General features: G+C 54.4%; 21 protein-coding genes. 6 read left to right on the top strand and 15 right to left on the bottom strand.

The window, feature by feature from the left end; translation table 11 throughout:
- Positions 1-19: 19 nt before the first annotated feature.
- The 3 genes from E3E25_RS04270 to E3E25_RS04280 form a co-directional block, all read right to left on the bottom strand.
- Positions 20-391 carry a Mov34/MPN/PAD-1 family protein gene (locus E3E25_RS04270; protein ID WP_167891952.1) on the bottom strand — a complete coding sequence of 124 codons (372 nt, stop codon included), beginning with the start codon at positions 389-391 and terminating at the stop codon, positions 20-22.
- Positions 392-417: 26 nt separating this feature from the next.
- On the bottom strand, positions 418-801 hold the full coding sequence (locus E3E25_RS04275; protein ID WP_167891953.1) for a RidA family protein: 384 nt from the start codon (positions 799-801) through the stop codon (positions 418-420).
- Positions 802-888: 87 nt separating this feature from the next.
- Entirely contained in the window at positions 889-1,692 is an 804-nt protein-coding gene (locus E3E25_RS04280) for a DUF2666 family protein (RefSeq protein WP_167892673.1), read from the bottom strand.
- Positions 1,693-1,809: 117 nt separating this feature from the next.
- Between E3E25_RS04280 and lonB the strand changes: the two genes are divergently transcribed.
- The 3 genes from lonB (at position 1,810) to sufB (ending at position 5,900) form a co-directional block, all read left to right on the top strand.
- Positions 1,810-3,717 carry an ATP-dependent protease LonB gene (gene lonB, locus E3E25_RS04285; protein ID WP_167892674.1) on the top strand — a complete coding sequence of 636 codons (1,908 nt, stop codon included), beginning with the start codon at positions 1,810-1,812 and terminating at the stop codon, positions 3,715-3,717.
- Between the two features lie 105 nt (positions 3,718-3,822).
- Entirely contained in the window at positions 3,823-4,563 is a 741-nt protein-coding gene (gene sufC / locus E3E25_RS04290; protein WP_167891954.1) for a Fe-S cluster assembly ATPase SufC, read from the top strand.
- Positions 4,560-5,900, top strand: a complete 1,341-nt coding sequence (gene sufB, locus E3E25_RS04295) for a Fe-S cluster assembly protein SufB (protein WP_167891955.1) — start codon at positions 4,560-4,562, stop codon at positions 5,898-5,900. Before sufC ends, sufB begins: the two co-directional genes overlap by 4 nt.
- A 36-nt stretch (positions 5,901-5,936) precedes the next feature.
- On the opposite strand, the gene E3E25_RS04300 is transcribed toward sufB, so the two are convergent.
- Genes E3E25_RS04300 through hydB form a run of 7 tightly spaced genes read right to left on the bottom strand, consistent with a single transcriptional unit; the run spans position 5,937 to position 11,128 of the window.
- A complete protein-coding gene (locus E3E25_RS04300) occupies positions 5,937-6,386 on the bottom strand; it encodes a hydrogenase maturation protease (RefSeq protein ID WP_167891956.1) in 450 nt (149 codons plus the stop codon).
- A 4-nt stretch (positions 6,387-6,390) separates the two neighbouring features.
- Positions 6,391-6,822, bottom strand: a complete 432-nt coding sequence (locus tag E3E25_RS04305; protein WP_167891957.1) for a type II toxin-antitoxin system VapC family toxin — start codon at positions 6,820-6,822, stop codon at positions 6,391-6,393.
- Complete coding sequence (locus E3E25_RS04310) at positions 6,803-7,012, bottom strand: hypothetical protein (protein ID WP_167891958.1); 210 nt, start codon at positions 7,010-7,012, stop codon at positions 6,803-6,805. The genes E3E25_RS04305 and E3E25_RS04310 overlap by 20 nt, the downstream gene beginning before the upstream one ends.
- A gap of 49 nt (positions 7,013-7,061) precedes the next feature.
- Positions 7,062-8,345 (bottom strand): NADPH-dependent hydrogenase/sulfhydrogenase 1 subunit alpha, encoded by a 1,284-nt coding sequence (gene hydA / locus E3E25_RS04315; RefSeq protein WP_167891959.1) that lies wholly within the window; start codon positions 8,343-8,345, stop codon positions 7,062-7,064.
- Positions 8,342-9,133: an NADPH-dependent hydrogenase/sulfhydrogenase 1 subunit delta gene (gene hydD / locus E3E25_RS04320; protein ID WP_167892675.1), complete on the bottom strand. Its 792-nt coding sequence runs from the start codon at positions 9,131-9,133 to the stop codon at positions 8,342-8,344. The genes hydA and hydD overlap by 4 nt, the downstream gene beginning before the upstream one ends.
- 10 nt (positions 9,134-9,143) lie before the next feature.
- Complete coding sequence (hydG, locus tag E3E25_RS04325; RefSeq protein ID WP_167891960.1) at positions 9,144-10,028, bottom strand: NADPH-dependent hydrogenase/sulfhydrogenase 1 subunit gamma; 885 nt, start codon at positions 10,026-10,028, stop codon at positions 9,144-9,146.
- Positions 10,025-11,128, bottom strand: a complete 1,104-nt coding sequence (gene hydB / locus E3E25_RS04330) for an NADPH-dependent hydrogenase/sulfhydrogenase 1 subunit beta (RefSeq protein WP_167891961.1) — start codon at positions 11,126-11,128, stop codon at positions 10,025-10,027. The genes hydG and hydB overlap by 4 nt, the downstream gene beginning before the upstream one ends.
- A 257-nt stretch (positions 11,129-11,385) precedes the next feature.
- Here hydB and E3E25_RS04335 point away from each other — a divergent pair, with 257 nt between their 5' ends.
- Genes E3E25_RS04335 through E3E25_RS04345 form a run of 3 tightly spaced genes read left to right on the top strand, consistent with a single transcriptional unit; the run spans position 11,386 to position 14,179 of the window.
- Positions 11,386-12,531: a hypothetical protein gene (locus tag E3E25_RS04335; RefSeq protein ID WP_167891962.1), complete on the top strand. Its 1,146-nt coding sequence runs from the start codon at positions 11,386-11,388 to the stop codon at positions 12,529-12,531.
- Positions 12,528-13,469: an ABC transporter ATP-binding protein gene (locus E3E25_RS04340; RefSeq protein WP_167891963.1), complete on the top strand. Its 942-nt coding sequence runs from the start codon at positions 12,528-12,530 to the stop codon at positions 13,467-13,469. Before E3E25_RS04335 ends, E3E25_RS04340 begins: the two co-directional genes overlap by 4 nt.
- Entirely contained in the window at positions 13,466-14,179 is a 714-nt protein-coding gene (locus E3E25_RS04345) for an ABC transporter permease (RefSeq protein ID WP_167891964.1), read from the top strand. The genes E3E25_RS04340 and E3E25_RS04345 overlap by 4 nt, the downstream gene beginning before the upstream one ends.
- Here E3E25_RS04345 and E3E25_RS04350 read toward each other — a convergent pair.
- From E3E25_RS04350 to E3E25_RS04370, 5 genes are all read right to left on the bottom strand, one after another.
- Positions 14,173-14,340 (bottom strand): hypothetical protein, encoded by a 168-nt coding sequence (locus E3E25_RS04350; RefSeq protein ID WP_167891965.1) that lies wholly within the window; start codon positions 14,338-14,340, stop codon positions 14,173-14,175. The genes E3E25_RS04345 and E3E25_RS04350 overlap by 7 nt on opposite strands.
- Before the next feature lie 64 nt (positions 14,341-14,404).
- Entirely contained in the window at positions 14,405-16,270 is a 1,866-nt protein-coding gene (locus tag E3E25_RS04355; RefSeq protein WP_370456643.1) for an ABC transporter substrate-binding protein, read from the bottom strand.
- An 89-nt stretch (positions 16,271-16,359) separates the two neighbouring features.
- Complete coding sequence (locus tag E3E25_RS04360; protein ID WP_167891966.1) at positions 16,360-17,571, bottom strand: hypothetical protein; 1,212 nt, start codon at positions 17,569-17,571, stop codon at positions 16,360-16,362.
- 95 nt (positions 17,572-17,666) lie between these two features.
- Complete coding sequence (locus E3E25_RS04365; RefSeq protein WP_167891967.1) at positions 17,667-18,239, bottom strand: CBS domain-containing protein; 573 nt, start codon at positions 18,237-18,239, stop codon at positions 17,667-17,669.
- A gap of 256 nt (positions 18,240-18,495) precedes the next feature.
- Positions 18,496-19,365 carry a DMT family transporter gene (locus tag E3E25_RS04370; RefSeq protein WP_167891968.1) on the bottom strand — a complete coding sequence of 290 codons (870 nt, stop codon included), beginning with the start codon at positions 19,363-19,365 and terminating at the stop codon, positions 18,496-18,498.
- Between the last annotated feature and the right edge of the window lie 57 nt (positions 19,366-19,422).

Below are 19,422 nucleotides of genomic sequence, written 5' to 3' on the forward strand. Positions count from 1 at the left end.
TAAGAATTTTCACATGATGTTATTCTACAACCTTAATCCTCAGTCTGCTCCCGTCGCTGCGGTAAGCCCTCACGCTGTCCTCTAGGAACGGGTAGGCGATTATCAGGTGAACGCCCCCGAACTTCGAGAAGAAGTGGAGGTCTGCCTCGGAGGGCCTGGCGCTCGGCCCCGGATGTGAGTGAACGGTTCCCTTTATGCTCTCATCGTAGGGTAGCATCCATGTGTCAAAAAACGCGGAACTGCTTCCGAAGTGGGGATTTGGGGCTATCAAAACTTCTTCAAATACCCCATTCTTCTCCCGCAGAAAGCCCGCGAATTCGTTGGGATAAAAGTCGCGTGCCAGCCCCAGAAGGTACTCCAGGAGTTCGCGTCTGATCCTTACCGCTTCCATCTCGCTCACCGAAAAATGTTAAAAATTCAAAGGACCGCTATGGCCTCTATCTCAATGTCCACACCTTTCGGAAGGTTTGAAACTTCAACAACCGCTCTGGCTGGCTTTGACTTGGAGAAGTAGCGGTTGTAAACCTCGTTAAACCTGGCGTAGTTGCCCATGTTCCTGATGTACACCGTCACCTTCACCACGTTCTCGGCGCTTCCGCCGGCAGCCTCGACGACCGCCAAGAGATTTTTGAGTGCCTGTTCCGCCTGTTCCTCAATGTCACCGGTTACGAGCTTCCCGGTTTCGGGGTTTATCGGTATCTGCCCCGAGACGAAGAGAAACTTTCCCTCCGCGATTATTCCCTGGCTGTACGGCCCTATCGGCTTCGGGGCTCTTTCGGTGAGAACCGTCCCCTTCCTCATGCTTTCACCCCCAAAGGAAATATGAATCAGCGAAGCGAAGACTCCTCATCGGTTTCCCTCGGGTGTCCTCGGCCTCATCATGAGGATTCACTTCTTCTCCAGGTACTTCTCAAGGCTCTTAGCCGGGACGTCCAGGGAGAGGCCTATCTTTTCAAGGGCCTTTCTCAGAGCGTAGACTTTTGCATGCCCCTGGAACGGGCCGGGGGCGTAGTTCTCGGCCGGAAAGTGCCTATATTTCTCCACAACGGCCGGGATTTCGGCCTTCTTAACCTTCTTGAACTCACCGAACCAGGCCTCTATGCCTTTGAGGTCGATGCCCGCGTAGACCGGGAGCTTGAGCGTGATGCTCTCGTTTATGCTCGCCAAAAGCCGCGCGACATCGGCCATCGGTGTTTTGTCATCGATTATGAGCCTTCTAACGGCCCTCCACTTGCCGTGCTCCGCGCTGAGATGAAACGCCGTGAAGTTCACATGGTCCTCGTTGTACGGGAAGACTATCCTGACCTCATTTAGGGGCCCTTCAGGATACTCCACGGGGACTTTCTTCGAGAGCACTTCCCTCACGAGGATGGCCTTGGCCACGTCAACGAGGTGCTTTCTGAGCTTCTTGTCTTCTTCAAAGACGAGGGCACCGAGCTTCCTTGCCGTTCCAGGCGACTTGAGGGCAATGATGGCATTGCTCAGATCCTTCTTTCCGATTTCCTCCGCGAGGCTGGCTATTCCAGCCACGTTCATGACCTCGGTCAGGTACTCGGGTATCTTGGCGTTGACCGTGTTGGAAATGCTGGCCAGAAAGTGGGCCACCTTCTCGTCCTCCATGTCGATCAGCCTGTCGGCCACCTTCCAGCTCCCGTGATGCGCCGTGAACACAATCTGATCCTCAACCTTCATCGCTTCCACCAAGGTTTATGGATGACAAGGCCTATTTTAGCTTTTTCTTAACCTTCTCAAAAAAGTTATAAATCGCCCCGAGCATTCCAGTTTGAGAGAGTGGAAGAGGGAAGCAAAATGGGGGAAGACGAGAAGGTCAATAGGGAATCCCTGGCCCCCAGGGAATATGGAGAGAGCCTTGAGCTGGGCATGGAGTTTAACACTACCGAGGAGGTTAAAGTCCCGGAGAAGCTCATCGACCAAGTCATAGGGCAGGAGCACGCTGTCGAAGTGATCAGGACAGCGGCCACCCAGAAGAGGCACGTTCTTTTAATAGGTGAACCCGGAACCGGCAAGTCGATGCTCGGTCAGGCAATGGCGGAGCTGCTGCCCACGGAAAACCTAGAAGACATACTCGTCTTTCCAAACCCCGAAGACGAGAACATGCCCAAGATAAAGACAGTCCCCGCCTGTCAAGGACGGAGGATAGTTGAGAAGTACCGCGAGAAGGCCAAGGGGCAGGAGAGTATAAAATCCTACATCCTTCTGTTTGTCATGTTCACCGTCATGCTTGCCCTGTTTATAGATTTCAGTGCGACCACGCTCCTTATGGGTCTCTTCGTTGTAATACTCACCATAATGGCACTCTCGAACATGCGCCTCAAGGGCTCAGTCCTCGTTCCCAAGCTACTCGTTGACAACTGCGGAAGGAACAAGGCACCTTTCATAGACGCGACCGGCGCCCACGCCGGAGCACTCCTCGGTGACGTGCGCCACGACCCGTTCCAGAGCGGTGGCCTCGGAACGCCCGCCCACGAGCGCGTTGAGCCGGGAATGATACACCGCGCCCACAGGGGCGTCCTGTTCATAGACGAGGTAGCGACGCTGAGCCTCAAGATGCAGCAGAACCTCCTCACGGCGATGCAGGAGAAGAAGTTCCCGATAACTGGCCAGAGCGAGATGTCGAGCGGTGCCATGGTCAGGACTGAGCCGGTCCCGTGCGACTTCGTCCTCGTCGCGGCGGGAAACCTTGACACGGTTGACAAGATGCACCCGGCCCTGCGCTCTCGTATCCGGGGCTACGGTTACGAGGTTTACATGCGCACCACGATGCCGGACACCATAGAGAACAGGCGCAAGCTCATCCAGTTCGTTGCCCAGGAGGTCATACGCGACGGCAAGATACCTCACTTCACGCGCGACGCCGTTGAGGAAATAGTCAGGGAAGCGCAGAAGCGCGCCGGCAGAAAGGGACACCTTACCCTCCGGCTACGTGACCTTGGTGGTATCGTGAGGGCCGCTGGAGACATAGCGGTCAAGAAGGGCAAGAAGTACGTGGAGCGCGAGGACGTCCTTGAAGCGATAAGGATGGCTAAACCCCTTGAAAAGCAACTCGCCGACTGGTACATAGAGCGCAAGAAGGAGTACCAGGTCATCAAGACAGAGGGAAGTGAGATAGGCCGTGTCAACGGATTGGCGGTAATCGGTGAACAGAGCGGTATCGTCCTGCCCATAGAGGCCGTCGTCGCCCCCGCCGCCAGCAAGGAGGAGGGTAAGATTATAGTCACCGGAAAGCTCGGAGAGATAGCCAAGGAAGCCGTCCAGAACGTCTCGGCAATAATCAAGCGCTATAAGGGTGAAGACATAAGCCGCTACGACATCCACGTCCAGTTCCTCCAAACCTACGAGGGCGTTGAAGGTGATTCGGCCAGTATAAGCGTCGCGACGGCTGTCATCTCCGCCCTTGAGGAGATACCAATAAGGCAGGACGTTGCCATGACCGGCTCGCTCAGCGTTCGCGGCGAGGTGCTCCCGATAGGCGGGGCCACTCCGAAGATAGAAGCTGCCATAGAGGCGGGCATAAAGACGGTCATAATCCCCAAGAGCAACGAGAAGGACGTCTTCCTCAGCAAGGACAAGGCGGAAAAGGTGCAGATATTCCCAGTCGAGACCATTGATGAGGTGCTTGAGATAGCCCTCGAGGAGAGCGAGAAGAAGAGGGAGCTTCTCAGACGCATAAGGGAAGCCCTCCCGCTTTCCCTATGAGCTTTTCTTAACTTTCCCGGGGGACATCTGCTTCATAGTCTTCTACATCTTTGTCCAGCAATGCTTAAAAAACGTCCCATCTACGTTACCCACGGGGGTGAGGTAATGCTCAAAGTTGAGAACCTTCACGTAGGTGTTGAGAATAAGGACATCCTGAGGGGTGTAAACCTGAGCATTAACGAGGGAGAGTTCCACGTCGTCATGGGACCCAACGGTTCAGGGAAGTCCACGCTTGCACTAACGGTAGCAGGCCATCCCAGATACGAGATAAAGACGGGCAGAATAACCTTCGACGGGGAAGATATTACAGAGCTCGGTCCGGACGAGAGGGCTAAGAGGGGAATTCTTTTGGCCTTCCAAGTCCCGCCTGAAGTTGAAGGAGTAAAGATAATCGACTTCCTCCAGCAGGTTCTAGTCGAGCTCAAAGGAATTGACCCGGTTGAGGCCTACGATTTGGTTGTCGAGAAGGGCAAAGAGCTCTGGTTTAGTGAAAAAGACCTGCACCGCTATCTCAACGTTGGCTTTTCCGGTGGTGAGAGGAAGAGGCTTGAGCTACTCCAGGCGGTTCTAATAGGGCCGAAGCTCCTCATCCTGGACGAGCCGGACAGCGGTGTTGACGTTGATTCCCTGAGTGTTATCAGCAGGAAAATAGAAGAGCTACACAAAAACGGAACCGCGATACTCCTGATAACCCACTACGGGCGGATTCTTGAGCACATAGACAAGGAGAACATCAAGGTCCACGTCATGAAGGACGGGAGGATTGTAAAGACCGGAAGTGGTGAGCTGGTTGAAAGAATAGACCGGGAAGGTTTTGGCGGTATCTTTGAGGAGGTGGGAGAATGACCGAAACCATAACAATCAAAGATGCCAAGGCAATAATCGAGAGCCAGATTGAAGAGCTTTCAAAGAGGAACAAAGAGCCGGAGTGGATGACCCGGATAAGGTACAAGGCACTGGAGGCCTTTGAGAAAGCCCCTCACAGGGATCCAGTTATAAGCGAGGAGGAGCTCCTCCAGTTCATAGCCAAACCCGAGGTTGAAGGTGTTCCTGGGCACATAGAGAGCCTCGACGATCTTCCCCCGGAGATGAAGGCTTTACTCGACAGGTTGGGCATTTCCGAGGTCGAGCAGAAGTACATAGCAGGATTAGCCGTTCAGACTGACACTGGAGTAATCTACAACGAGTTCCTCAAGGAGTGGGCCAAGAAGGGCCTAATCGTTCTCCCGACTGAAGAAGCTGTTAGAAAGTACCCCGACTTGGTTAAGTCTCACTTCCTCAGGCTGTTTAGGATGGATGAGAGCAAGCTGACGGCTTATCACACAGCAGTGTGGAACGGTGGAATCTTCCTCTACGTCAAGGAGGGTCTCAAGGTTCCCTTCCCGCTTCACCTGTTCTTCCTCATCCAAGAGAGCGCTTTAGCCCAGGCACCGCACATAATTATCATCGCCGAGAAGAACACCGAGTTCCACCTCATAGAGGGCTGTACCGCGCCGATTCTGCTGAAGCACTCACTCCACCTCGACATGACCGAGGCGTACTTCCACGAGAACGCAAAGGGCCAGCTCACCGTTTTGCAGAACTGGCCGGAGTACGTTCACACGAGGCCAATGACGAGGGCGAGAATCGGGAAAGGCGCGCGCTTCATCAACACCACCGTCACCCTTGGCTCCGGGAAGAGCAACATAGGGGACCCGAGGTACTGGGTTGATGAGAACGGCTACGTCGAGCTGAACGGCATTCTACTCGGCCAGAAAGACTTCTACGTTGATCTGGGCGGCAGGATGTACCTCCAGGGCAAGGGTGCGGGGGGAATAAACGCGAGCAAAGCAGTTATAATGGACGAGAGCACGGTGATAACGAGGGGAATAATCCAAGCTGAGGCTGAGAAAACCAAGGGTCATATAAGCTGCGACGCCCTTCTCTTAAGCGATAAAGCAACAATGGAAACCTACCCTGGTCTCATCAGCAAGGTCGATGATGCACAGCTCAGCCACGAAGCAGCGATAGGCAAAATCCGCGAGGAGGAGCTGTTCTACCTTATGAGCAGGGGCCTTGACGAGGAAAAAGCTACCCAGCTCATCGTCAAGGGCTTCCTAGAGCCAATGCTCAAGGACATCCCAATGGAGTTCCTCGTGGAGATAAGGAAGATAATCGAGTTAGCGGTCAGCGGGGGCATGTGAGCCCCGGCCGATTCTTTGGTTATTCAATTATTTAATTCATTCTTTGCAGAGTTCTTCAACCAGCTCGACGACCCTTGGCAGGGCCTTTTCAACTTCCTCGGTGAGCTCCATTCCGAGGTCTATCTCCCTGGCAACGACGCCGATGAAGTGTATATCCGCCTTGGCGAGGCGTTCATCCATGGCCATAAGGAGCTTAAGTCCGTCTATAGCCCCAATGAAGTGGGCACTCCTTATCTCTCCCTTCAGCTTCTCGAAGACATCTTTACCTGCGAGGTGAATTATCTTTCCCGGCTGAAACTTTTCACTCAGAATCGCGTCGATGATTATCAGCCTTTCCTCCCCATTGTAATGGGCGGAGAGCATGAAGATGTCCGTGCCAACGTCGAGGACGTTGTACCCCTTCTCCGCAAGTATTCTGCCGGCCTTCAGTCCGACTCCATCGTCCTTCATCAGCTCGTTGCCGAGTGCTAGGATGAGCGTCCTCACCGAATCACCCCGTTACGAGTTCAACCCCTTCTTTCTTTGCAGGCTCTATGAAATCCTCGTCAAGGGTTGCCAGGGCAAAGCCATGTTCTATGCAGGTGGCTAAAATTAGCGCGTCGTTGGGCAGCATGGCGTACTTCTCGATGAGTTCTATTGCCTCGGAGAGCGTCCTTTGCGATGATTCAATAAATCCAAAACTCCTTAGAGCTTTGAAAACAATCCGAATTTCAGGGGGTAACTTGTCCTTTCTACCTTTGAGGGTCCTGGGTGCAAGTTTTGAGAAGTAGCCGAGGAGCAGATACGTAACCTCACTAAACACAGTTTCGGTTATGTAAAGAGCAAGGTCTTCGTTCTCAAAGGACTCAAAGAGTTCAACCGCCCGTTCGCTACCCTTGAAGTACTCCACAATGAGAGAGCTGTCAACCAGTAATTCCCTCATAGTACTCCTCCTTGAGCTCCTTCCAGGATTTATTGGTCTTCATGATGCCCTTAAGCTTCTTCATGTTTTCAAAGAGTTCGTCCTTGTGAGAGAGATACCACGCCATAGCCTCAACATCCTTCCTGAAGGTCTCGGCGTACTTCTTGGGTACCTTCACGTGTATAACAACATCAACGATTTCCTCAGCCATAATACCCCCCGGTATTTTTCTGTCACCAGCCCTTAAAAAAGTTGAGAAATCAAAGCTTAGCAACGTGCACCGAACAGGAGATGCACGGGTCGTAGGCCCTTACCACCATCTCGGTGAGGTACTTGAGCCTCTCTGGCTCGTTGTAGTGCTTCTCCGCCATCATCCTGACGTGGACCTCCATCATGGCGAGGTTAAACGCTGTGGGAGTTATGATGTCAGCGTAAGCTACTCTTCCGTCCTTGACCTCGAGGGCATAGACGAGGATTCCGCGCGGCGCCTCGGTCGTGCTGACGCCGAAGCCGTCCCTTATCTCGACCTCGTCCCTCGGTCTTACCGGCCACTTCGCGAGGGCCTCGTCTATGAGGTCTACGCCACGCTCGATGAAGTAGACCAGCTCAAGGGCCTGAGCCAGGTTGTTGGCGAAGGGGTTGGTTGGCCTGAGCAGATCCCTGTGGCTCTCGTAGAGCTCTTTCGCCCTTCCGTAGAGCTTATCCGCATGATTGACGACGCGCGATATGGCTCCCGTCATGAAAGGCTTCTCGCGATAGAAAGAGTGTTTGGCGAAGCTGTGCTCCACAACGCGCTCAACCATGTACTTCTTGTAGTCCTCGCTCGGGAACTCGAAGCCGTCGCTGACGCTTATGGCGTCGCCGTATATGCCGTAGACGTCCCCCCTCGGCTTCACAGCCATGTGGATTATCGGCCCTTCAACCTCCTCGTACTGCTCAAGCTTTGCGAAGAGCTCGAAGGTGTACTCGGCCTTAGGGAGTGCCTCGCTGAGGCGCTTCTTCATGAGCTCAAGGGTGGCCTTGTCCGGAAGTTTTCCAAAGCCTCCGAGTACCGCGTTCTCTTGATGTATCGCCCTGCTTCCAAGCTCGTCCATCATCCAGCTTCCGAGGTTCTTAAGCTCCAGGGCTATGCCGATCTCCTTCTTGTACTCGTCCACCATCTTGAGCGGGTTGGAGTAGCCGAGGTAGTCAGGCAAAACCAGGAGGTACAGATGGAGCGCGTGGCTCTCTATCATGTCTCCGATGTAGAGAACCTCCCTGAGGGCCTGGATTTCCTCGCGCGGGGTGAAGCCTATCGCCTTCTCAGCGGCTTCAACCGCGGTGAGTTTATGCGCGGCAGAACAGAATGAGCATATCCTTGGGTAAACCGCCAGAGCCTCGTCGAGCTTCTTGCCAACCGTTATGGCCTCAAAGAACCTCGGACCCTCTATGATGTTGAGCTTGACTTCCTTGACACTATCGTCTCCAACGACTATCTCAACGCCGCCCTTGCCCTCAACACGCGCTATGTGATCAACGGTGATGGGAAGGTAGAGGTTCTTCATTCTTCCACCCCCTGGAATATCTTCTCAACCATTTCCTCGAGCTTCGGGTTGTGGGCGTTGAACATCTTCATGCGCTGGAGTATCTCCTCCTTGCTGATTCCCTTCTCCTTGAACGTCCTGGCGAGTGAGTCGAACCAGGCAACGTCGTAGCCTATAGCTCCCCTGCAACCGATGCACGCCACTCCGAAGCCTGGGCACCTCGCATCGCAGCCGGCCCTTGTTATTGGCCCAAGGCACGGCTCGCCCTTCTCGATGAGTATGCACGGGTGTCCCTTCAGCCTGCACTCGACGCAGACAGGGTAGTCTATGTCCTCCGGCCACGAGCCGACAAGGAACGTGCCGAGCGCGTAGAGGAAGTCCCGCTTTTCAGGAGGGCAACCGTAGATGCGGTAGTCCACCTTGATGTAGTTCTCCACCGGCTCGGCCATCTTCGGCTCGAACTTGACCTTCCCATCGCCGTAGACGGTCTTCCAGAGCTCCTCGAGGCTCTTGTCTTTCTCCCAGCTCTGCACACCGCCGTGGACTGCACAGGAGCCAACGGCCACAACGATTTTCGCGTTCTCGCGTATTTTCCTGACGAGCTCGACCTCCTCCTCGGTGGAGACGCTCCCCTCGATGAAGGCAATATCTACAGGCTCGTCCTCGTAGCTGTCGCGCTCAAGCATGAACCAGCAGACGATTTCCGCGTGCGGAAGCAGCTGAAGGAGCTCGTCCATCATAGCTAACTGGAGCTGGCAGCCGTAGCATGAGGTGAGGGCGTAAAATCCAATCCTGACCTTTCCTTCCATCTCCACCACCTCAGTCCAGTAAGCCCGGCGTTGATACTATGTCGAAGTACGTGAATACCGGGCCGTCCTTGCAGATGTACTTCCAGCTCGTGCTCGTTCCGACGTTGCAGTGGCCGCACTTTCCTATTCCGCACTTCATCTTCCTCTCCAGCGTGACGAATATGTTCTCAGGCCTGTAACCGTAGTTGATGAGGGACTCGAAGACGGCCTTGTACATCCTCGGCGGGCCGCATATGGCAACGGCTGTGTTCTTCGGGTTGGTGTTGGCCTCAACTATAAAGTTCTGCGGCCTTCCGTGAAGGCCGGGCCACTCGGGGTCGCGCGTAACGCTCTGGATTATCTTGACGTTTTCTGCCTCTGCCAAGTCCTTCATTGCCTCCAGCTCCTTGTAGAACAGGAGGTCCTTTCCATAGCGGGCGGTGTTGATGAAGGTTATGTTGCCGTACTTCCATCGGTTGTCCATGGCATAGAGGAAGACGCTCCTGAGCGGGGCGGTTCCAAGGCCAGCGGCGATTAGGAGCAGATCCATGCCCTCCCAGTCGTCAACGGGGAAGCCGTTGCCGTAGGGACCGCGGACGAGGACTGTATCTCCGGGCTGGAGTCTGTGGATGACCGTGGTGACCCTTCCAGCCTTCCTGATGCAGAGCTCGAAGAAGCCCTTCCTCATCGCGGAGGAGCATATGCTTATCGGAACCTCACCGATGCCGGGGATGGTGAGCTGGACGAACTGTCCCGGCTTGAAGGTCCACTTCTCGGCCAGCTCTGGGTCCTCAAACCTGAACAGGAACAGCTTCTCCTTCTCGGTGAGCGGATAAACTTTGAGAACCTTGACCCTGTGGAGCGCGTAGGGGTTCTCCTCCGGCATCATAATCTCCCTGGGAACTACCTCGCTCATATGTCCTCACCCCTTATCTCCGAGGCGTATGCGAATCCCCTCTTGGGAATCTCCTCACTTATCTCGGACGGACAGGTCTTCTCCTCAAGTCCCATGATCGTGCGCAGGTTCTTCACGAAGCTTATACCCGCCGGGCAGAAGTAGGTACACCTGCCGCAGCCGACGCAGTAGCTTATGCCGAGCTTTTCGTTGTAGGAGTTCTTGCAGAGGTAGCGGTTCATGAAGCGGCTCTTCTTGGTCGGCCTGAAGTTGTGGTTTCCTGCAACGAGGCCGTGGCTTCTGAGCTGGCAGGAGTCCCAGCGCCTCTCGCGGTAGCCGGTTTCACCGTCGAGGCTGACTATGTCCTGAACCTCGTAACAGCGGCAGGTCGGGCAGGTGGTGTTGCAGTTGCCGCAGGCGAGGCAGATTTCAGCCTGCTCGTCCCACATCGGGTGCTCCATTTCGAGCTCGAGCAGGTAACGCAGATTGCTCCAGTCTTCGTGGTACTTGAACGACCTGGAGCGTTTGTTCTCGAACTCGCGGAAGTTGCAGATGTCCTCGGTGGTGACCTCCTCGAAGAGCTTGATGTTCTTGTCCACTATCCTGTGGCCGGTTGGGGTTCCGACGCGGACGAGCCAGCCGTCCGGTAGCTCGTGGAGGAAGAGGTCAAAGCCGTCGTCGGCAAAATCCGTCTCACGGAGGTTGCAGAAACAGTACTCGTCGGGCATACAGCTGATGCCTATGATGATGCCCTTCTCCCTGCGAACCTTGTAGTACTTATCCGGTAGCTCGTCGAGGTAAACGGTGTCGAGCACCTTGAGGCCGAAGATGTCGCAGGCGTGAAGGCCGAAGAGCACAAAGGGCTCGACGTCCTCTATGACCTCCCTGTACTCGGCTTTGGTGAGGTTGAACTCGAAGAGCTTCTCCCTGGGAAGGAAGAAGAACTTCTTCGGCGGCATTATCGTTCTGTTGTAGCTGAACTCCACCTGTCTGACATCGTCTATTTCCCTGAAGTCGTAGAACTTCTCGGATATCTTAACCGGGGCGTAGAGTTTGCCCCACTCCTTGAGCCTTTCAAGGAACGCGTAGGTGTTCTCCTTCGGGAGCTTAACGTATCTCAACCCAACCACCTCCAATGAACATGACTATGCATGTGCTCATCTTTGTCCCCTCAATTGAGGCTTCTCCGGAGGCTAAAAAAGCGTTTTTAAACCCGAAAATTCTAAACCAAAGGTTGAGAAGAGTTCGTTGAGCCTAACACGCCGTTTTCAGATACTACTCTTTTCACTCCAGGAAATATTTTTATTTGCCGTTGAACATTAGAGCGATGAACCACTAACCATTTAAAACCCAGGAGTAACTTCTGAGGGGTGAAGCCATGAGACGACTGCTCCCGCTCATCCTGTTTCTCCTCGCCGCAACCCCTGTAAGTGCCCAGCCTCACTGGGACTGGACTTATCACGATGAATGCATAGTATTCTCCATGTCTTTCAACGATAGAGGGGACCTTGCCCTCGGCTTTGGTTACGACGCCATACTCCTGCAGCCCAACGGAAGCAGGGCCTTCAAGGCCCCGGTGAGGGGCTTTGCCTATTCGGTCGCGGTTAGCGAGAACGGAACCGTCATCGTTGGAACCGACGGGAACTGGGTTCAGTTCTTTGATCCTCACGGGAAGCTTTTGGAGGAGTACAAGACTGAAAACGTCGTCTACAGCGTGGACATCTCCCGGGACGGGAGAACTGCAGTAGCCGGAAACGTTGATGGCTTTGTGTACTTCTTCAGAGACCTGAAGCCGGTGTGGAAGAGGAACATAGGCTCATACCTCTGGAGCGTCGACCTCGTAGGGGACAGAGTACTCGCCGGAGGCGACGGGGGGAGCTTCGTCGCCTTTAGGAATGACGGAACTCCTATTTTCAACCTCACCCTTCCGGGGGATGTGAAGAAAGTAGCTGGAGATGGGGAGATGGCCGTTGCCCTCGTAGTTTCTCCGGACGAAACATGGAGTTCCGTTTACGCCTTCAGCTGGAAGGGTGAAGAGCTCTGGGAGAGGAAGTTCGACGGCCTCATCAGGGATATGGAGTTCGATGAAGAGGGAATAGCCCTCGGAGGCGACCTCAACGAGGTCATTCTCCTCGACAGGAATGGAAACCGGGTCTATTCCATTCCTTTTTATCTCCTAGTCACCGATGTGGCGACCGCCGATGGGTACACCCTTGCAACAGGGGGAGATGAGACCATCTTTGTGGCCCCGAATGGGACTATCCTCTGGGACTACTCACCCAACGAAACCGTTGAAAAGGTCGCGATATCTCCGGGGGCAAGGTATTTAGCTCTCTCTCGCAGGTTTCATGGTAAAGACATCTGCGAGGCAAACGTTGACTTCATGAGCCTCAAGGGGTCTCTCTCCACCTCTGCCCCCGAAACGCCGCTCAAGAGGGAACTTGGAAGTCCCCTCGTGGCGGTTGGACTGGGAGTGCTCATCCTTCTGGTAATCGCACTCCTGTGGAGGGAGATGAGAGAGTGACGCCGGTTATAGAGGCAAGGAAACTCACGAAGAGGTACGGCGATTTCACCGCTGTGGACGGGATAAGCTTCGATGTTAAGAAGGGGGAGATATTTGGCTTCCTCGGACCAAACGGAGCGGGAAAAACGACCACCGTGAGGATGCTCTCAACGCTGACATCCATAACGGCGGGCGAGGCCTATGTGAACGGCTATGATGTCAGGACCCAGCGGCTGGACGTTAAGCGCAGCATCGGCGTGGTTCCCGACGTTTCCAACCTGTACGATGAGCTGACGGTTGAGGAGAACCTCCGATTTCTTGCAAGGCTCTACGAGGCTCCGCTGGAGAACGTTTCCAGGCTGATAAAGGACTTCAACCTCCCGGCAAGGAGAAAGTTCGGAAAGCTCAGCTCTGGCTATAGGAGGAGGGCGACCATCGCGGCGGCGCTCATCCACGAACCACCAGTGCTCTTTATGGACGAGCCCACCATCGCCCTGGATGTCCAGTCCGCCAAGCTCGTCAGGGAGATGATACTGGCGCTCAACAAGATGGGGAAAACCATATTCCTGACGACCCACAACATGGCGGAAGCAGAGGTTCTTCCTCACAGGATAGCGATAATCAACCGGGGAAAAATAGTCGCTCTGGGAAAAAGGAACGAGTTGAGGAAGCTCGTGGGAACTGGAGTGAGGGTCAGGCTCAAGGTGGAACCCATCAGCAACAGGCTTTTGAGGTTCCTGGGCCCTTACAACCCCACGTTTGACGAGGATTCAATCATGGTAACCGTCGACGACCCGGATAAATTCCTTGGCGAGTTCTGGGATATCAAGGACGATCTTGGGGTCGTTGTAAGGCACGTCTCCACGGAGCTTCCGAGCATAGAGGAGGTCTTTTTAGAGCTCACGGATGAGAACGAGGAGCGTATCTGTCCGGCTACCTGCGGAGGGTGCCCCATATGAGGAGGGTTCTCGTCATAGTGAACAAGGAGCTCAAGGAGTACATGCTCAAGCCGGGTTCAATCAGCTGGGGATTGATCTTTCCCCTGGTGTTCACCCTTGCATTCATTGTCCGATTCGGCGACGTTGACCACCTCGCTCCGGGTTTAATCAGCATCTCATCCCTCTTCGCGACCACGTCCTTTGTTTCATCGTCGCTGATCTTCGAAAGACGACTAAAGACGTTCGAGCGCCTTCTCCTGGCCCCAATCAGATACGGGGAGATAGTCATCGCCAAGGTTCTCGTCGCCTCGCTCTTCGGTCTAATGGTGAGCCTCGTGACACTCCTCCTTGTGAGGTACTTTATGGTGTATCCGGTCTGGAACTGGCCGCTGACGGCCCTCTTCCTCGTCCTGGCCAACGTGGCCTTCTCCTCCTTCGGCCTTTACGTGTCTCTTGCCGTTGAGAACCCGATAAACGTCATGACGTGGCTCAACCTGCTCAGGCTTCCAATGATATTCACCAGCGGGGCACTGGCTTCGCTGACCCTCTTTCCGAAGTGGTTCCGTGCTGTGGGTCTCTTAACGCCCATGACGTACTCTGTTGAAGGTCTCAGATACTCGATGCTCTACTACTACGACATTGTGGCACCGCTCTACTCCCTTCTGGCCCTCCTCCTTATTGGTCTGGTCTTTATCACACTCTCCGTGAGGAGGATAAAGGCCCTCTACTGACGTTTTTTCTCTATCCTGAGGACCAAGAAGAGGATTATCATGAATACCGTGATGTAGTAGCTCCACTGGAATGGCACGAGACCTATTATTCCGAGGGTGTAGATGACCGTGAGGATTATGACAATGACGAGCAGGATTCTGTAGAACGTCTTCCGTTCCATCTTCCCACCAGGGAAATTTAGAAACTGGCTTTTTAACGGTTGCCCGAAAAGTGAAAATAAAGGTTCAGCCTCCAGCCGAGGCAGTGGCGTTGCACGCGAGCGGCTGGGGCTGGTAGCTGAAGACGTCGGGGTGCAGGTACTCGGCGATCTCCTCAAGGCCGTGAACTATCCTCGGACCGGGTCTCACGACCAGGTTCTCATCGCTGAGGACGTAAACGCGTCCGTTCTTGACCGCATCGACCTCGGAGAGTGGACCCGAACAGAGATCCTCGGGTTTTATCCCAGCGTTCGGTGAGATTATGATGACCTCAGGGTTTCTTGTGATTATCTGCTCCTCACTGGCAACTCCCCATCCACTTACATCATTGAATACGTTCTCGCCGCCGGCTAGGGTTATGAGGTCGTTGACGAAGGTTCCAGCCCCGGCCGTCCAGTAGCCGTTGTAGTAGCTGAGAATGAAGAACACCCTTGGCTTTGGTTTTCCGGCGACCATTGAGGAAACGTAGCTCACCTTTGCTTTCATTTCGGCTACCACTGAGTTTGCGCCCTCCTCCCGGTTGGTGACTCTGCCGAGTAGCTTAATTGCATCGTAGATCTCCGTGATGTTCTTGGGGTCAACGATTATAACCGGTGCTATCTTTTCAAGACTGCTGAGGATATCTTTTGAAAAACCGTCTGCAACTATTAGGTCAGGCTGAAGCGATGCTATCTTTTCCAGATTGGCGTACTTGCCGTAGCCGCCTATCCTGGTGATGTTCTTAACCGCCGGCGGGAAGTCGTCGTAGTCGGTAACCCCGACAACCTTGCTTCCAGCGCCTATATAGAATAGGCTCTCCGTTATGCTCGGTGCGAGCGAGACTATCCTCTCCGGTTCCCTCTCAATGGTGACCTTCCTCCCGGCGAAGTCGGTGATTGCTAGCGGGTAGCTCACCCTAAAGGCCTCGGGATGGAGGAGCTTCGCGACGCTCTCAAGGCCGAGCACAACGCGGGGGCTGGGGTGTATTAGGTCGTTTTCGTTCTCGATCATGTAAACCCTGCCCTCTTTGGCGGCTTTTGTGTTCGCCAGCGGCCCGTTGTAAACGTCCTGAACGGTCATGCCGCAGTGCGGAGTAAGTATTATGACCTCGGGATCCCTCTCAAGAACCTGCTCGATGCTGACGGCCGGCCAGCCGCTCGTGTCGTTAAAAATGTTCTCCCCGCCGGCCAGCTCAATGACGTCGCTGATGAAGGTTCCACCGCCGGCCGTCATGAGCGGATCGTTCCAGACGACATAGAAGACCCTGACCTTGGACTCTCCCGACACCATTGAGGCGATACCTCTTATCCTCTCCTGGAACTCTGCGGTTACCCTCTTCGCATCCCCTTCAACGTTGAACACCCTGCCCAGAAGGTCAAGCGCCAACGGGATATCATTCATACTGTGGGGGTCAACGACTACGACCGGGGCTATCTTTTCAAGGTCGCCAAGTATCGCAGTCGAGTAGCTATCAACGAGTATAAGATCCGGGTTGAGAGAAGCAATTACCTCAAGGTTCGCGTACTTGCCGTAGCCGCCTATCCTTGTGACGTTGGCGACCTCCGATGGAAAGTCATCGTAATCCGTAACTCCCACAACCCTGTCAAAGAGACCAAGGTAATAGAGGTCTTCGGTTATACTCGGCGCGAGGGTCACAACGCGTTTGGGCTCAGATTCTATCGTGACTGTTCTGTTTGCAAAATCTGTGACGGTGATGGGGTAGTGGCTCTCCATAGAGGATGTAGTTGTTTTGGATTCAGAGGCACTGGACGTCGTCGTGGTCTGCGGGGAGGAGCTCTCGCCAGGGCTTCCACTGCCCGTGGTTGTGGTGGCATTTCCGCCGATACAGCCAGCGGCCATGACCGCGCCCAGCAGGAGGAGCATGAGTAAAACGGCGGTCTTCTTCATCTGCATCACCTGGATTATTTGTCCATCACTGATTTGGCCGAGGGTATATAAAGTTGTTGGATATTTTTACCATCAGGGAAAAAGAAGGGAGGACATCACGGCCTCTTGATGATCAGGAACATCAGGACCGCAGCCCCTATGAGCAGAACAACGATGACCCCTACGATCCAGGGAGGTATTCCCCCAGAGGTCGACGTTGTTGTGGTGGTGACGTTTGGGGTCGTCCTCTCCTCTGTGGTGGTTGTTGTGGTAGTTGGGACGGGGGACGTGCTGTGGGTCATAGTGGTTGTCGTTGTCGTTTTTGGAGCAGTGGTTGTCGTCGTTGTCTCCACCGCGGGCTTCATCTTAGAGGCCTCAAGGGTAGCCCACTGGAGAAGGTTTGTAACGAACTGCTGGCCGTCGAAGAGGTAGTTGCCGTATCTGTTAACCCATATCGGCACCGGGCTGCCGTAGGGGCTTTCGGCGCTGACTATGAGAATGCTCTCCGCCCCGTTGGGAAGCTCTACAAACTCCGCCGCTAGGAGGGTGAACAGTCCCTGCTCCCATGCCTTGTACACCCTAGCCTCCGGGGGATAGTCGTCCTCTATCACTCCGTTGCCGCTGGTTGTGACTATTCTATAGACGCCATCCGGAACCTCGCCCGCCACTAGGGGGTGCCATCTTCCATCTCCGTCCACCCACGCCAGGACGCCTGGTTCATGGAAGAGGACCTTGCCAATTTCCCCCTGGTACCCCCTGTTGAGAACGTTCGCGTCGGGAGTTTCAAGGTCAACCCTCACGAAGCCAGAAACGTAGGCACTTTTTCCAGCGTTGCTGAACGTATCCTTTGCCGTGGCGTAGTCTATTCTGAGCTTTGCCCCAGGTATAGCGGAGAGGAGTTCGTTGGCGTTGCGCTGTACGTAGGCGCTCTCCTTCCTGTCGCAGTCTCCGGAGACCCACAGGACCTTCCCTCCCTCCGAGAACCACCTCACGATGGCGGCTATTTCATCCTGTGAGAGACCCTCCCACAGCTGTCCGATTATCAGAACGTCCACGTTTTTCAGAGTGTCGTATGTTATGGTGCTTCCCAAATGGATGACCTTTGCCTTTCTTAGCTCCGGGCTGTACCCTATGTAGCCCCAATCGTACCATGATAGGGTTGGTATGATACCTTCTGCAACAATTCGCCCGGTTGTTGGGTCGACTATCGGTGAGACGAGTGCCACCGTTCCCTCATCATGTGAAACATCAACCGCTATGCTTGTGGCACTAACATACTGGGACAGGAGAACGACGAAAAGAATCAACGTGATTGACAGCTTTCCCATTGGCCACCCCCCGCCTCTTATTCGGCCTTTAAAAATACTGGGGTGGTAAACGATAAAAACGTTTCCAAAATTGGATAAAGGCCGTGGGAAGAATATTACTCTTTCCCCTTTCCGATTCTAAATATGTCTACTCTGGTGATGATGCCTTCAACTTTCCCCTCCCTGTTCTGAACCAGAACCGCGGGGTGCTCTTCAAGGAGGTACTTAACGACCTCAAGATCCTCGTCCTCGTTTACTATTGGGAAAGGTTCCTCCATTACCTCCATAACCTTTCGGTCATAGATGTCCTCATACTCAAGGCTCTGTCTTACCAGTGTCCTCTCGGTCACCGAACCGACGACTTTGTTTCCGGCTATGACCGGAATCTGGGAGATGTTGTGCTCGTTCATTATCCTGATGACGTTTTCAACAAGCTCGTAGGGCTTGACCGAGATAACCGGAGAAGACATGACGTCCTTTGCCTTAAGCTGGGCCTTCTTGCATTCCAACAGAGCCTGAAGAATCCGATTGAATGTTGAGAGCCTGGGGTCAACCTTCCCCGCCTCAAGTTTGGCGATGTAAGCCTGGGTTACGCCCGCCTTTTCAGCGAGCTCCTCCTGGGTTATGTCGAGTTCCTTCCTGATTCGCCTTATCTCCCTTGGGTCTATCGGGCGGGGGATTATCACCATACATAACCACCAGTTATTTATTTCAGTCTCGGAAGTTATAAGTCTTCCTCAGAAGGGCGTCGAAGTGTGGGCCGGGTACAGAGGCCCGCGTTCATTCGCTCGCGCGGGTGGATGCTCCCGGCCCTGTGGGCTCGGCGTGAGCACGCTCCGCTCACGGAACCCGATGCCTCGCGGAGGCGGGTTGACCGAGCCCATGAGGAGACGCATTGTCCCCTCACTGTCGGCAGTCACCTCTAGAACTGAAGGCCTTAAAAAGTTAAGCCGTCGAGATGAGTATCACTCCGAGAACCGCGAGGATAAGACCCTCGAGTATCTTCTTGTTCGGCGGCTCCTTTAGGAGGGCTATCGCGAGGGCGGAGGCTATTATCGGATTCACCGCCGATACCGGGGCAGCTATCTGGGAGCCCACTTTGTTTATCGAGTAGACGAAGAGGTACTGGCCGAGCATTAGACCCGTAACTGCCGCGCCGATGAGGAGCAGGGCCTCCCTCAGGGTTATCCCCCTCACCTCCGCCCCGTATTTGGGGAGGAAGAAGGAGACCCCGACCGCCGCAAACATCATCCTTATCCCAGCCAGCGGGAGGACGTCTATGCTGGTAGTCAGCCAGTCCATCGTCAGGATTGCAAAGCTCCATGAGAGCGGGGCAAGGAGCGCGAATACGAAGCCCCTGGGGTCAATTCTCTCTTCCTCTTCCGCCCGCCGGACAACAACTATGGCCGTGACGACGAGAACGGCCCCGATTATCACCTGTGGGCTTATCTTCCTGCCTAGAAAAAGGAACGCCCACAGTATTGCCCAGAGAGGGTACGTGGAGGTTATTGGAACCGTCCTCGAAACGCCCATCATCTTCAGGGCGTTCAGGTAGAAGTAATCGCCGATAACGAAGCCGAAGAGACCCGAAACAAAGGCTACCGCCAGGAGGGTCGGGGATAACTGGGCTATCTGGGAGAAGGTGCCGTTTATCCAGAATACGGCGGCGAACATCACTGCAACTGCGTAAAGTCGGAATATATTGGCTGCAACCGGGCTTTTGTCCCTCATGCCAACTTTTACCAGTATCGTGGAGGCCGCCCATGAAACCGCGGAGCCCAGTGCGGCTAGAACACCGAGGATTACGCCGTCCATGGTGAGAACCGGTGACGTTTAGCTTAAAAACTTAGCGTTTCGATGAAGAACGAATAA

This window comes from Thermococcus sp. MAR1 (genome assembly GCF_012027305.1).
Taxonomy (GTDB): Archaea; Methanobacteriota_B; Thermococci; order Thermococcales; family Thermococcaceae; genus Thermococcus.

What these genes read in the sequence shown, in the direction of transcription:
- E3E25_RS04270 (WP_167891952.1), bottom strand. Translation starts at nt 391, where the DNA reads ATGGAAGCGGTAAGGATCAGACGCGAACTCCTGGAGTACCTTCTGGGG.
- E3E25_RS04275 (WP_167891953.1), bottom strand. Translation starts at nt 801, where the DNA reads ATGAGGAAGGGGACGGTTCTCACCGAAAGAGCCCCGAAGCCGATAGGG.
- E3E25_RS04280 (WP_167892673.1), bottom strand. Translation starts at nt 1,692, where the DNA reads ATGAAGGTTGAGGATCAGATTGTGTTCACGGCGCATCACGGGAGCTGG.
- lonB (WP_167892674.1), top strand. Translation starts at nt 1,810, where the DNA reads ATGGGGGAAGACGAGAAGGTCAATAGGGAATCCCTGGCCCCCAGGGAA.
- sufC (WP_167891954.1), top strand. Translation starts at nt 3,823, where the DNA reads ATGCTCAAAGTTGAGAACCTTCACGTAGGTGTTGAGAATAAGGACATC.
- sufB (WP_167891955.1), top strand. Translation starts at nt 4,560, where the DNA reads ATGACCGAAACCATAACAATCAAAGATGCCAAGGCAATAATCGAGAGC.
- E3E25_RS04305 (WP_167891957.1), bottom strand. Translation starts at nt 6,822, where the DNA reads ATGAGGGAATTACTGGTTGACAGCTCTCTCATTGTGGAGTACTTCAAG.
- E3E25_RS04310 (WP_167891958.1), bottom strand. Translation starts at nt 7,012, where the DNA reads ATGGCTGAGGAAATCGTTGATGTTGTTATACACGTGAAGGTACCCAAG.
- hydA (WP_167891959.1), bottom strand. Translation starts at nt 8,345, where the DNA reads ATGAAGAACCTCTACCTTCCCATCACCGTTGATCACATAGCGCGTGTT.
- hydD (WP_167892675.1), bottom strand. Translation starts at nt 9,133, where the DNA reads ATGGAAGGAAAGGTCAGGATTGGATTTTACGCCCTCACCTCATGCTAC.
- hydG (WP_167891960.1), bottom strand. Translation starts at nt 10,028, where the DNA reads ATGAGCGAGGTAGTTCCCAGGGAGATTATGATGCCGGAGGAGAACCCC.
- E3E25_RS04335 (WP_167891962.1), top strand. Translation starts at nt 11,386, where the DNA reads ATGAGACGACTGCTCCCGCTCATCCTGTTTCTCCTCGCCGCAACCCCT.
- E3E25_RS04345 (WP_167891964.1), top strand. Translation starts at nt 13,466, where the DNA reads ATGAGGAGGGTTCTCGTCATAGTGAACAAGGAGCTCAAGGAGTACATG.
- E3E25_RS04350 (WP_167891965.1), bottom strand. Translation starts at nt 14,340, where the DNA reads ATGGAACGGAAGACGTTCTACAGAATCCTGCTCGTCATTGTCATAATC.
- E3E25_RS04355 (WP_370456643.1), bottom strand. Translation starts at nt 16,270, where the DNA reads ATGCAGATGAAGAAGACCGCCGTTTTACTCATGCTCCTCCTGCTGGGC.
- E3E25_RS04360 (WP_167891966.1), bottom strand. Translation starts at nt 17,571, where the DNA reads ATGGGAAAGCTGTCAATCACGTTGATTCTTTTCGTCGTTCTCCTGTCC.
- E3E25_RS04365 (WP_167891967.1), bottom strand. Translation starts at nt 18,239, where the DNA reads ATGGTGATAATCCCCCGCCCGATAGACCCAAGGGAGATAAGGCGAATC.
- E3E25_RS04370 (WP_167891968.1), bottom strand. Translation starts at nt 19,365, where the DNA reads ATGGACGGCGTAATCCTCGGTGTTCTAGCCGCACTGGGCTCCGCGGTT.